Genomic DNA, 12,548 nt, shown 5'->3' with positions numbered 1-12,548 from the left:
CGCCCGCGCCAGGTAGGAGACGAGGGGGGCCTGGTGGCACAGGAGGGGGAAGGGTATGACGGAGCATCACATCGCGGGGCGGCCGGCGGAGGAGTTCTTCACGCCCGGCAGCTCGTCCTTCACCGAGTTCCTGGCCGCGCACCGGCCCGCCCTGCTGCCCACCGCGCCGCCGTTCCCGGACGGCGTCCGCGCCGCGCCCGGCAGCATCCCGCACGGCACCACGGTGCTGGCCCTCACCTTCCGTGACGGCGTGCTGATCGCCGGAGACCGCCGGGCCACCATGGGAAACCTCATCGCCCAGCGCGACCTGGAGAAGGTGCACCCGGCCGACGACCACACCGCCGTCGCCTTCGCCGGAACCGTCGGCCTCGCGCTCGACATGGTGCGGCTCTACCAGGTCGAACTGACGCACTTCGAGAAGATCGGGGGCACCCCGATGTCCCTGGGTGCCAAGGCGACCCGCCTCGCGGCCATGATCCGGCAGAACCTCGCCCAGGCCATGCAGGGCCTCGCCGTCGTCCCGCTGCTCGCCGGTTACGACACCACCGCGCCCGAGGGCGGCCGCGGCCGCATCTTCTCCTTCGACGCGGCCGGCGGCCTGTACGAGAAACGGCACTTCCACGCCGAGGGCTCCGGCTCTCCGTACGCCCGGGGCGCCCTGAAGAAGCTGTTCCGGCCGGACCTCACCCGCCGGGAGGCCGCCCTGGCCGCGCTCCAGGCGCTGTACGACGCCGCCGACGACGACTCGGCCACCGGTGGCCCCGACCTGAACCGCCGTATCTTCCCGGTGGTCTCGGCCATCACCGAAGCCGGCTTCGAACGGCTGCCCGAGTCCGAGACGGAGGAGCTGAGCCGCGAGATGGTCCAGCAGCGCAGCGGCCGCCCGGACGGCCCGCACGCCGCCGCCTGACCGTGGGCCCGCGCACTCAGGACGTGTGAGGACGCGTTCGGCCCGGGCCCGGCTCGCCGGTGTCCGTGCTCAGGCCTGGGGGCAGCCACCAGGCCGCCGCGCACAGCCACAGCCCGAGCCAGCCGATGGCGAACAGCCAGCCGCCGAGCACGTCGGTGAACCAGTGCACGCCGAGGAAGACCCGCGTCAGGCCCACCCCCGCCCCCCAGCAGGCGACCGCGAGGCAGAGCAGTATGCGGCCGTGCGGGGCGCGCAGGCACAGCGCGAGGATCACCAGACCGGCCGTCAGGGACGCCGTGGTGGTGTGCCCCGACGGGAACGACCAGCCGGAGGCGTGGGTCTGCCAGTCGACCGAGGGCGGGCGAGCCCGGCCGATCAGCTCCATGACGCCGTACCGCACGGCCTGGCCGGTGGTGAGGCAGGCGGCCATGAGCAGCGCGCCGACCAGCCGCTGTCGCCGGCTGCGGCCCGTCAGCAGCCCGGCCAGGACGACCACCGCGTACGGGAAGACTCCGGTGCCGGTGGCGGTCAGTCCGCGGGCGACGGCGACGGCCATCGGCGGACGGTGGCCGACGGACCAGGTCAGCAGGCCGTGGTCCAGGAACAGCGGTGCGCCGTGCCGGCCGGAGACGAACATCGCCAGCACGCCGAACGCCGCCCAGGCGCCGAGCGCGGCACCGCCCGCCAGTTCCGCGAGGGTCTTGCGGGTCATGACACCAGCAGCGGACGCAGCCTGGTCGCCGCCAGCCGTGCGGCCAGTCCCCGCGGCCGGCGCCGGAGCACGGTCATCACCAGGAAGGCGACCAGGCCGCCGACGAGGGCTCCCACCAGAACGTCGTGCGGATAGTGGACGCCCACCCAGACCCGGGAGGCCGCCATGGCCACGGCGAACCCGGAGGCGAGGAGCCCCAGCCGACGGGAGACGAAGAACAGGGCGACCGCCGAGGCGACCGCGATCGCGGTGTGATTGCTGGGGAACGACCAGTCGCCCGGCGCCGGACACGCCTCCAGGGTGCGGAAAGGCAGGCCCCGGCAGGGCCGGTCCTCCCGGACCAGCGCCTTCAGCCCGGCGTCCGCTCCGAAGGCCACCAGCACCGCCACCGGAACGGCCAGCGCCGTCATGCCCGCCGTGGCGACGACCCTGCGGGCCCGCCACCAGCCCACGACCATGAGCAGCGCGAACACCGCCAGGCCGTACGTCGACCACAGCGCGACGACGCCGTCCAGCCGGCCGGGGGAGCGGTGGGCGAGATCCACCACGTCCCGGTAGAGCGGCCCGTCGACCGACGAGCCCGTGATCGCCAGGATCATCCGCGCGCCTCCTTGGCCGCCCTGCGGGAGCGCACCACCTCGGCGGCGAGCGGGACGAGCGACACGACGACGATCAGCGCGATCACCGGCAGCAGGTACTTGTCCACGTTCGGGATCGAGGAGCCCAGCGCGTATCCGGCCAGGGTGAGGCCGAGGCTCCACACCAGCCCGCCCGCCACCTGCCAGAGGGTGAACGTCCGGGCCGGCACGCCCAGCGCGCCCGCCATCGGGTTCAGCACCGTCCGTACTACCGGCACGAAGCGGGCCAGCACGATCGCCTTCGCGTGTCCGTAGCGCTCCAGCAGCTCCTCGGCGCGTTGCGCGCCCTCGTGCAGCCGGGCCGACCGGCTGCGGGCCAGCAGGGTGCCGCCCGCCTTGCGGCCGAGCAGGTACCCGCACTGCGAACCCGCGAGCGCGCCGACGGCCGCGGCGGCCAGCAGCGGCCCGAGCGAGAGGTGCACACCCCGGTCGGACGCGCCCGTGCACAACAGCCCCGCCGTGAACAGCAGGGAGTCGCCGGGCAGGAAGAAGCCGATCAGCAGGCCCGTCTCGGCGAACAGCACCACCCCGACGCCGATCACCCCGAAGGCGGCCAACAGGGAGTGCGCGTCGAGCACGTTGACCGCGAGCTGCGACGACAGGTCTGAGGGAGTGGCCATCGCCGCACGCCCTTTCCTCGATTGCTTCTGACTCGGCTGCTTCCGACTACACATGTGTAGACCGTCTACCGAACTGTAGACGATTCGAGTGTGTGCGCAGTTCCCGGGCTTTGCCTCTCTATTGCCGCTCCATGACTGACTGACTACATCCCTGTAGTCATGATGGTCCACGAAGGTAAGGTATGCCTTCACTAAGTTGGGAGGGTGGCAGGGCATGTGGGACGACGCGTTTCCGAGTTTCCTGATCGGACTGAGGGAGGGACTCGAAGCCGGACTCATCGTCTCCATCCTCATCGCCACACTCGTGCGGGCCGAGGCGCGCTCGCGGCTGCCGCAGGTGTGGACGGGTGTCCTGGCCGCGATCGCCGTGGCGATGAGCTTCGGCGCGGTCCTCACCTTCACCGCCGCCTCCCTGTCCGCGACCGCCCAGGAGGCGTTCGGCGGCACCCTCAGCGTGATCGCCGTCGCGTTCGTCACCGTCATGGTGTTCTGGATGCGCCGTTCGGCCCGCGGTCTCTCCGGTGAGCTGAGGGAGAAGGTCACCGGCGCGCTCGCGATGGGCTCCGGGATGCTGATCCTCACCTCCTTCCTCGCGGTCGGCCGGGAGGGCCTGGAGACGGCCCTGTTCCTGTGGACCACCGCCCGGGCGGCCGGCGAGTCGGTCGGCCCGCTGACCGGCGCCGCCATCGGCCTGGTCCTCGCGGCGGGCCTGTGCTGGGGCCTGTACCGCCGGGTCCTGAAGATCAACCTGACCAGGTTCTTCACCGCCACGGGCGCCGTCCTCATCGTCATCGCGGCGGGAGTCCTCGGCTACGGCCTGCGCGACCTCCAGGAGGGCGGGGTGCTGCCCGGCGGCACCGCCTACGCGGTCGACCTGACCGGCAGCGTCGACGGCGGCTCCTGGTACAGCACCCTGGTCCAGGGCGTGTTCAACCTGACCCCGGCCATGACCTGGCTACAGGTCGTGGCCTACGTGGCCTACCTCGTCGTCGTGATGACCCTGTTCGTCCGCGGGGTCCGCGCCACCACCCCGAAGCCGGCCGCCGAGCGGTCCGCGCCCGAGCCGAAGGCGACCCGCCCGCAGCGGCGCCGGCCCGTGTGGGTGATCCCGGCCGCCGTGGTCGCCGTACCCGCCGTGCTCGCCGGACTCGTCGTCGCCCTCTCCCGGCCCAAGCCCGCCGACGACCAGACCGTCGCCGTCTCCGAGACCGAGTGCGGGAAGGGCTTCACCGCCCCCAGGCCCGGCCGGCAGACCTTCCAGATGCACAACACCGGCGGCAAGACCTCCGAGGTGTACCTGATCGACCCGTCGACCAGCGCGGTCTACGGCGAGATCGAGGGCCTGGCCCCCGGCACCACCCGCGACCTCGTCGCCACCGTCGCCGGCGGCACCTACGCCTGGCGCTGCGTCCCGACCGACGGCAAGGCCGTCACGTCCAAGGCCGTACGGGTCAGCGGAGGCGGAGCGGCCGAGCCGGTCGTCCCCGTCTCCGCACAGGACCTCGCCGCACCCCTGAAGGCGTACAAGACCTACGTCGAGCAGGGCCTGGCCACGCTCGTCACCCAGACCCGCACCCTCGACGACGACATCGAGGGCGGCCACCTCGACCGGGCCCGCACCGACTGGCTCACCGCCCACCGCACCTACGCCTCCCTCGGCGCCGCCTACGGCACCTTCGAGGACTTCGACCAGAAGATCGACGGGCGGCCCGACGGGCTGCCGAACGGCGTGCAGGACAAGGACTTCACCGGCTTCCTGCGCCTGGAGCACGGCCTGTGGCACGGGGAGTCGGCCAAGAACCTGCGCGCGCCCGCCCAGCAGCTCGCCGACGCGGCCGCGGGACTGCGCAGGGCCTTCCCGACCCAGGAGTTCGACCCCGGCGACCTACCGCTGCGCGCCCACGAGATCCTGGAGAACACCCTCCAGTTCGAGCTGACCGGCGACACCGACCAGGGCAGCGGCACCAACCTCGCCACCGCCGACGCCAACCTCGCCGGCACCCGGGAGCTGCTCACCGTCCTCCGGCCGCTGCTGACCAGCCGCGCACCTCGGCTGCTCCCGACGGCCGACGCGGACACAGCCCGGCTCCAGAAGCTCCTGGACGCGGCGCACGACGGCACCCACTGGACCCCCGTCGACCAGCTCGCCGCCGCCGACCGGCAGCGCCTCGACGGTGCCACCGGGCAGCTGCTGGAAGACCTCGCCCCGGTCCCGGACCTCCTCGAGATCCGGAAGTCCGCCTGATGACCACCGAGCACCCGCACCCCGAAGGGAACCCTCCGATGTCCTCTGCCGACACCCCCGTCTGCCCGGCCCGCCGCTCCTTCGTGCGGACCGCGCTGGGCGCCGGAGCGGCCGGCGCGGTCCTGGCCGGCGGCGGCTTCGCGCTCGCCGAGAGCGGTGGCACGGCCCAGGCACAGGTCACGGGGGCGGACAGCGGTGCGAAGGTCCCCTTCCACGGAGTCCACCAGGCCGGCATCGTCACCCCGGCGCCGGCCGCGGCCACCTTCGTCTCCCTCGACGTCATCGCCGACGACCGCAAGGGCCTCGCCGACCTGCTGCGGACCCTCACCGAACGGGCCCGCTTCCTCACCTCCGGCGGCACCCCCGCCGACCTCGGCGTCGGCGCGCCACCCTCCGACAACGGCATCCTCGGCCCGGAGGTCCCCTCGGACGCCCTGACCGTCACGGTCGGCGTAGGCGCCTCCCTCTTCGACGACCGCTACGGCCTCGCGAAGGCCAGGCCCGCCCGGCTGACTCCGATGCGGACCTTCCCGAACGACAACCTGAACGCGGCCGAGTGCCACGGCGACCTGTCCCTCCAGCTGTGCGCGGGCAGCCAGGACACCGTGCTGCACGCCCTGCGCGACATCGCCCGGCACACCCGCGGCGCCATGCAGATCAAGTGGCGCATCGACGGCTTCCAGAACACCCCGCGCCCCACCGGAGCCCAGCGCAACCTGCTCGGCTTCAAGGACGGCATCGCCAACCCGGACGTCACCTCGGCCCGCGAGACCGACCGGCTGATCTGGGTCGGCGCCGGGCAGGGCGAGCCGGCCTGGGCCGAGGGCGGCAGCTACCAGGTGATCCGGATCATCCGGATGCTCGTGGAGTTCTGGGACCGGGTCTCGCTGACCGAGCAGGAGAAGATGTTCGGCCGCCGCAAGGACACCGGCGCCCCGCTCGACGGCGCCAAGGAGACCGACATCCCCGACTACACCAAGGACCCGCACGGCACCGCGATCCCGGTGGACGCCCACATCCGCCTCGCCAACCCGCGCACCGCGAAGACCGACAGCTCCCGCATCCTGCGCCGCGGCTACAACTACGACCGGGGCGTGGACAAGGTCGGCAACCTCGACATGGGCCTTGCCTTCTGCTGCTACCAGCAGGACGTCAAGCGGCAGTTCGAGGCCGTACAGACCCGGCTGATCGACGAACCCCTGGTCGACTACATCTCCCCGACAGGAGGCGGCTACTTCTTCGCGCTGCCCGGCGTGCGCGACGGGCGGGACTGGCTCGGCCGGGGCCTGCTCTCCGCCTGACCCGTCCCCTCGGCCACGCTCTTTCCCTCCCCATGGGAAAGGCCTGTCGCGGGCTTTACTGCACATAAGTTGCAACTACGGGAAGATGGCACAAGGCTGTGCAGCGCAGCCGTAGCCGCCCCACCGAAGGAACAACCCCCCCTATGACGGCCGCCCCTGGTTCCACTCCGTCCCTCCCCGCTCAGGCCGACGCCCCGCGTTCGGCCTGGCACCGCGTCCGTGGCTCCATGACGCGGCAGGAGTGGACCAGGGTCGGCGGTATGGCCGCCTTCGTGCTGGCGCTGCACGTGATCGGCTGGGGCACGCTGGTCGCGATCGTCGCCCCGGAGCACTACAGCGTCGGCGCCGACACGTTCGGCATCGGCATCGGAGTGACTGCCTACACGCTGGGGATGCGGCACGCCTTCGACGCCGACCACATCGCGGCGATCGACAACACCACCCGGAAACTGATGGGGAAGGGGCAACGCCCTCTCTCGGTCGGTTTCTGGTTCTCCCTCGGCCACTCCAGCATCGTCTTCGGCCTGACCCTGCTGCTCTCGCTCGGCATGAAGGCCCTGGCCGGACCGGTCCGCGACGACAACTCCCGGCTGCACGAGGTCACCGGCCTGATCGGCACGACGGTCTCCGGCACGTTCCTCTACCTCATCGCCGGGATCAACCTCGTCGTCCTGGCCGGCATCTGGAAGGTGTTCCGGCAGATGCGCTCCGGCCGGTACGACGAGGCCGCCCTGGAGGCACAGCTCAACAACCGCGGCTTCATGAACCGCCTCCTCGGCCGGGTCACCGGGTCGATCGGCAAGCCGTGGCAGATGTACCCGCTGGGCCTGCTCTTCGGTCTCGGCTTCGACACGGCGACGGAGATCGCCCTGCTGGTCCTCGCCGGTTCGGGCGCCGCCTCGGGCCTGCCCTGGTACGCGATCCTCTGCCTCCCCGTCCTCTTCGCGGCGGGCATGTCGCTGCTCGACACCATCGACGGCTCGTTCATGAACTTCGCCTACGGCTGGGCGTTCTCCAAGCCGGTCCGCAAGGTCTACTACAACCTCACCATCACCGGCCTGTCCGTCGCCGTCGCCCTCGTCATCGGCACCGTCGAACTCCTCGGCCTGCTCGCCGACAAGCTGGACCTGCACGGCGCGTTCTGGGACTGGATCTCGGGTCTCGACCTCAACACGGTCGGCTTCGTCATCGTCGGCCTGTTCTTCGCCACCTGGGTGATCGCCCTGCTGGTGTGGAAGGCGGGTCGCATCGAGGAGAAGTGGACGGCGGGCCTGGCGGAGGGATCCGCGGACTAGCGCTCCGTCAAGATCGCATCAATTCCCCACGTCACCCATGGTGCGCGGCTCCTGCGCGGCGTCACACTGCGCTGCCGGCGTGTTCCGCTGCCGGCGCTTCGGGAGGGACCAGGGATGTACACAGTCGCGTCACAGCAGATGTCGGCGCCGGACTCGGCTCTGTTCGACCTGACGTGGGGGCTGGGCGCCACCGCGATGGGCTGGGTGGCGCTGATCAATCCGCGCGGCATCCTCGAGTGGATCGCGCTGCGGCGGGGCAACGGCGGGAAGGTGTGGCCGAGCCGTGTGGCCGGTGGCGTGTTCGCGGTGGTGGGCCCGGTGACGGCGATCAAGGGGATCCACCATCTGCTGGAGTTGAAGGGGTCGGAGCGTCCCACAATATTCCACCGGACGTCCGGTCTCTCCCCGGTCCTCGCAGCCGTCATGATCGTGGTCATGCTGCTCGTCGCGGCACATGCCTGGCGCACCAGCGACTTCCTCCAGGAGGCCTGGACGGCCGGCGGTCTGCCCCGCACCTGCGCCGTCCTGGCCACCCTCGGGGCCCTGGCGTTCGTCGCCTTCACCGTCTCCGGCTACATGGCGGCCGGCATCCTCTGCTGTACCGCGGCCGGAGCGGCCGCAGCCGGCCTGGTCCTGCTCCGGAGCCGCGTCTAGGCCCGCAGCCCCAACTCCTTGCGCCACTTCGTCAGTTGCTGGGCCGGATCGCCCGTGAACGACCACGGGGTGCGGGTGGCGCGGCGGCCGAGCAGCCGCAGCACGGACGCGGCGACGTCCGCCGTGCCGGCCAGACAGGCCGCGTGCGCCAGGTGGTTGAGGTCGCGCAGCTCGGTCGGGGCCGGATTGCTGTCCGGGCGGGCCCGCACCCAGCGCTCCCAGGTGCGCCGTACGTCGTTGACCGCGCCGTCGTGGTCCCAGTGCTGGCCGAGGCCGACCGAGCCCTGCCGGCCGCGGGCGGCGTCGAGGGCGTAGCGGTACTCCTCGACCCGGGCGTACTGGACCAGCACCGGCAGCGGGCAGCCGGGCGGCGCCACTCCGGCCGCGTCGCGGGCGAAGTCGTACATCAGGCCGTGCGTCCCGTGCCAGCGGGCCGAGTAGTAGTGCAGGACCTGCAGGTGGCCCTCCACGCTGAACGGGTCCCGCCGGTGCAACTCGTCCCACCAGCGGGCCAGTTCCTGCCGCCGTACCCCCGTCGGATACAGCCGGGCGACGGAGATCAGGGACACCCACGGAGTCGGGTCCTCGGGGCAGGCCTCGGCGGCGCGCAGGCAGGCCAGGACCGCGGTGTCGATACGGTCCCGGTCGATCGGCACACCTCGCCCGGCGGAGATGGCCAGGTGGAACGCCCGGGCCGTCTCCGTCGCCGCGCGCAGCACCTGCGCGTCCGCGTTGCCGGGCTCGGCGGCCAGCCAGGACTCCACCGTCGAACTGCCCGTGCAGGCCTGCGCCAGCAGCCGCACCCGGTGGCCGCGCAGCGTCCGGTCCTCGCCGGTGACCCACAGCAGGTCCCTGAGGCCCTGCCAGCGGCCGATGACGATGTCCTGCCGGGCGGAGGTGAGCCGCGCGTCCCCGCAGTCGGGGTCGAAATCGGGCGTGAAACGGTCTCGCGCCATCGGGATCTCCCTCAGAAGTCGGTGGGGAGACCCTCGTGGGGCCGGGACGGCGCACCGGCGTCGTCGGGAACGTACTCCGCCTCCACGGTCCGGGTCGCGTCCAGCTTCGCCGGCCGGTAGTAGTCGCTGCCCTGCCGCCAGTACCAGAGCATCGGGACGAGCCCGACGGCCAGTCCGCCGATGCCGATCGCGATCGCCGCGCCGCTCAGCTCGCCCAGCGACTCGACGAAGATCCAGAACATGAACACGGCGCCGAACAGCGGCCACAGCCCGCCGAGCAGGAAGTTGGCCGGCGACTTCAGCAGCATCTTGCGGTAGGCGACGACCACCGCGAGGCCGGCGAGGCCGTAGTAGACGGCGATCTGCAGGCCGATCGCCGAGATCGCGTCGGAGAGGATCTCGCCCACCGAGCCGAGCGCGTTGGAGGCGATGAACATCGCCAGCGCGACCGCGCCGACCACCACGATCGCCACCCACGGCGTGTTCCAGGTGCGGTGCACCCGGCCCAGCGCGGTCGGCATCGTACGGTCGCGGCCCATCGCGAACAGCGAGCGCGTGACCTGGATGAGCGTGGTCTCCAGCGTGGCGATGGTGGACAGCATCACGGACACGATGAGCAGCTTGCCGCCCCAGCCCGGCCAGATCTCCTCGCCCAGCACCGCGAGCACGTTGGCGTCGTTCTCCTCGATCTGCTTCGAGGTCAGGATGACGTTCACGGCGATGGTGAACACCTCGAACAGCAGGAAGACGATCCCGACCCCGATCAGGCCGGCGAGTCCGGTCGTACGACGGCTGTTGCGGGTCTCCTCGCTGAGGTTGCTGGTGACGTCCCAGCCCCAGTAGTAGAACGCGGCGAGCAGTGCGCCGGACGCGAACCCGGCCATGCCGTCGAAGTGGGAGAAGCCCAGCCAGGACCAGTCGAAGGCGCGGGCGTTGTCCGTGTGGAAGACGCCGAGCACCGCGAACAGCGCCAGAATCCCCAGCTCCACACCGGACATGAGCAGCTGGGCGCGGACGGTGAGCCGGGCCCCGCCGAGCACCACGCCCAGCATGACGAGGAACCACGCCGCGCCGACCACCGTGGACAGCGCCGTGTTGTCCGCGAGCTTGTCGTCGAAGAGGGCCAGCGTCATCGACCCGGCGGGCAGCGAACCGGCCACCATGAAGATGGTCGCCGAGATCACCAGCGCCCAGCCGCTGATGAAGCCCAGGAACGGGTGGAGGGTACGGCCCACCCAGGAGTAACTGGCGCCCGCGTTGACGTCGATCCGGCTGAGGTAGCTGAACGCCAGGGCTATGCCCAGCATGGGTATCGCGCAGTACAGCAGGGCGGCCGGGCTGGCCAGTCCCACCGCGCCGACGAGGACGGCGGTGGTCGCGGCGAGCGAGTACGCCGGAGCGCTGCCGGCGACCGCCATCACCACGGTGTCGAACGTGCCGAGGACATTGGCCTGCAGCCCTCTGCCCCTGTTGTTGCTCATGGTCGTGCCGCTTTCCGGTTGTGCACGGCGCACGGGCGCCCGGCCCTACGGCGTGCAGGTGGGGGGTGGACCCGCCTCGTACCCGAGAAGGGATGGCCTCGGGTCAGGAGCCGGCCAGGAAGAACGGGGGGTGGATGGACACACCGTGCTGCCGAGCGTCGGCGGACGGTCACCGTGTGTGGGTGTGACTATAGCGTCACTCATTGACGTTTCAAGATGACCAACCGGTAACGTCCGCTGACCTGTTCTGATACCTCTCAGTCGGCGAGATGGTCGATCTGGCGCAGCCGGTTCGTCGCGTCCAGGGCGGCCACTTTGTACGACTCCGCCAGCGTCGGGTAGTTGAAGACCGCGTCCACCAGATAGTCCACCGTGCCGCCGCAGCCCATCACCGACTGGCCGATGTGAATCAGCTCGGTGGCGCCGGTGCCGAAGCAGTGCACGCCGAGCAGGGTGCGGTCCACCGGGGAGACCAGCAGCTTCAGCATGCCGTGCGAGTCCCCGATGATCTGCCCCCGGGCCAGCTCCCGGTAGCGGGCGACGCCCACCTCGAACGGGACGCAGTCCTCGGTGAGTTGGTCCTCGGTCCGGCCGACGAAGCTGATCTCCGGAATCGTGTAGATCCCGATCGGCTGGAGGCCGTGCATCTGCCCGACCGGCTCCCCGCACGCGTGGTACGCCGCCGACCGGCCCTGCTCCATGGAGGTCGCCGCGAGCGCCGGGAAGCCGATGACGTCGCCGACGGCGTAGATGTGCGGCACTTCGGTGCGGTAGTGCTCGTCCACCCGGATCCGGCCGCGCGCGTCCGCCCTCAGGCCCGCCCTGTCCAGGTCGAGCCCGGCGGTCAGACCCTGCCGGCCGGCCGAGTACATCACCGTGTCGGCGGGGATCTTCTTGCCGCTCTCCAGCACGGTCAGCGTGCCCCGGGCATGGCGCTCGACGGCGGCGACGGTCTCCCCGAACCGGAAGGTGACGGCAAGGTCCCGCAGGTGGTACTTGAGCGACTCCACGACCTCTACGTCGCACAGATCCAGCATCCCGGGCCGCTTCTCCACGACCGTCACCTTGCTGCCGAGCGCGGCGAACATCGAGGCGTACTCCATGCCGATCACACCGGCGCCCACGATCACCATCGAGCGCGGCACCCGCTCCAGCGAGAGCACGTTGTCCGAGTCCATGATCGTGCGCCCGTCGAACGCCACGCTGTCCGGGCGGGCCGGCCGGGTGCCGGTCGCGATGACGATGTGCTCGGCGCTCAGCAGCCGTTCATGACCGGTGGCCTCGTCGCGCAGGGCGACGGTGTGCGGGTCGGTGAACCGGCCGGTGCCCGAGTGGACGGCCACGTGGTTGCGGGAGAGCTGGCTGCGGACGACGTCCACCTCGCGCCCGACCACGTGCCGGGTGCGCGCGGTGAGGTCGGCGACGGTGATGTCCTCCTTCAGCCGGTAGCTCTGCCCGTACAGGTCGCGCTGGGTGAGACCGGTCAGGTACAGCACGGCCTCGCGCAGGGTCTTGGACGGGATGGTGCCGGTGTGCAGGGAGACCCCGCCGAGCATGTCGGGGCGGTCGACGACGGCGACCCGGCGGCCGAGCTTGGCCGCGGCGATGGCGGCCTTCTGCCCGCCGGGTCCGGATCCGATGACGAGCATGTCGAAGTCGGGCATCTTCCGGAGTCTGACAGCCGCCGGGTGCTGCGCGGAAGGCCCGCGTCACCGCTGGGCGTGCAGGGGTGTCGC

Annotated in this window: 11 protein-coding genes; 5 read left to right on the top strand and 6 right to left on the bottom strand. The window is 71.4% G+C overall.

Going from position 1 to position 12,548, the window contains the following annotated elements:
* The first annotated feature begins 55 nt into the window (after positions 1-55).
* Positions 56-910, top strand: coding sequence for a proteasome subunit beta (gene prcB / locus ACIF83_RS20445; protein WP_399728684.1), 855 nt, complete (start codon positions 56-58; stop codon positions 908-910).
* 16 nt (positions 911-926) lie between these two features.
* Here prcB and ACIF83_RS20440 read toward each other — a convergent pair whose 3' ends face one another.
* Genes ACIF83_RS20440 through ACIF83_RS20430 form a run of 3 tightly spaced genes read right to left on the bottom strand, consistent with a single transcriptional unit; the run spans position 927 to position 2,880 of the window.
* Positions 927-1,622 carry a phosphatase PAP2 family protein gene (locus tag ACIF83_RS20440; RefSeq protein ID WP_399728681.1) on the bottom strand — a complete coding sequence of 232 codons (696 nt, stop codon included), beginning with the start codon at positions 1,620-1,622 and terminating at the stop codon, positions 927-929.
* Entirely contained in the window at positions 1,619-2,221 is a 603-nt protein-coding gene (locus ACIF83_RS20435) for a phosphatase PAP2 family protein (protein ID WP_399728678.1), read from the bottom strand. The genes ACIF83_RS20440 and ACIF83_RS20435 overlap by 4 nt, the downstream gene beginning before the upstream one ends.
* Positions 2,218-2,880 carry a DedA family protein gene (locus ACIF83_RS20430; RefSeq protein WP_398139873.1) on the bottom strand — a complete coding sequence of 221 codons (663 nt, stop codon included), beginning with the start codon at positions 2,878-2,880 and terminating at the stop codon, positions 2,218-2,220. The genes ACIF83_RS20435 and ACIF83_RS20430 overlap by 4 nt, the downstream gene beginning before the upstream one ends.
* 214 nt (positions 2,881-3,094) lie before the next feature.
* Between ACIF83_RS20430 and efeU the strand changes: the two genes are divergently transcribed.
* From efeU to ACIF83_RS20410, 4 genes are all read left to right on the top strand, one after another.
* Positions 3,095-5,125 carry an iron uptake transporter permease EfeU gene (gene efeU / locus ACIF83_RS20425; protein WP_399728675.1) on the top strand — a complete coding sequence of 677 codons (2,031 nt, stop codon included), beginning with the start codon at positions 3,095-3,097 and terminating at the stop codon, positions 5,123-5,125.
* Between the two features lie 38 nt (positions 5,126-5,163).
* Positions 5,164-6,426: an iron uptake transporter deferrochelatase/peroxidase subunit gene (efeB, locus tag ACIF83_RS20420; RefSeq protein ID WP_399728672.1), complete on the top strand. Its 1,263-nt coding sequence runs from the start codon at positions 5,164-5,166 to the stop codon at positions 6,424-6,426.
* A 143-nt stretch (positions 6,427-6,569) separates the two neighbouring features.
* Entirely contained in the window at positions 6,570-7,721 is a 1,152-nt protein-coding gene (locus ACIF83_RS20415; protein WP_399728669.1) for a HoxN/HupN/NixA family nickel/cobalt transporter, read from the top strand.
* Between the two features lie 114 nt (positions 7,722-7,835).
* Positions 7,836-8,375 (top strand): hypothetical protein, encoded by a 540-nt coding sequence (locus ACIF83_RS20410; protein WP_398139876.1) that lies wholly within the window; start codon positions 7,836-7,838, stop codon positions 8,373-8,375.
* On the opposite strand, the gene ACIF83_RS20405 is transcribed toward ACIF83_RS20410, so the two are convergent.
* The 3 genes from ACIF83_RS20405 to sthA all read right to left on the bottom strand — a co-directional run bounded on the left by ACIF83_RS20405 (position 8,372) and on the right by sthA (position 12,476).
* Entirely contained in the window at positions 8,372-9,331 is a 960-nt protein-coding gene (locus ACIF83_RS20405) for a hypothetical protein (RefSeq protein WP_393478075.1), read from the bottom strand. The two genes, ACIF83_RS20410 and ACIF83_RS20405, sit on opposite strands and share 4 nt — an antisense overlap.
* An 11-nt stretch (positions 9,332-9,342) precedes the next feature.
* Entirely contained in the window at positions 9,343-10,812 is a 1,470-nt protein-coding gene (locus ACIF83_RS20400) for an APC family permease (protein ID WP_393478077.1), read from the bottom strand.
* A 257-nt stretch (positions 10,813-11,069) separates the two neighbouring features.
* A complete protein-coding gene (sthA, locus tag ACIF83_RS20395) occupies positions 11,070-12,476 on the bottom strand; it encodes a Si-specific NAD(P)(+) transhydrogenase (protein WP_393478080.1) in 1,407 nt (468 codons plus the stop codon).
* Between the last annotated feature and the right edge of the window lie 72 nt (positions 12,477-12,548).

It is taken from the genome of Streptomyces sp. NPDC085866, from assembly GCF_044541035.1.
In the GTDB taxonomy this organism is placed as follows: Bacteria; Actinomycetota; Actinomycetes; order Streptomycetales; family Streptomycetaceae; genus Streptomyces.
The sequence above is the reverse complement of the archived record's forward strand: the minus strand, read 5'-3'. Positions and strand labels throughout refer to the sequence as shown.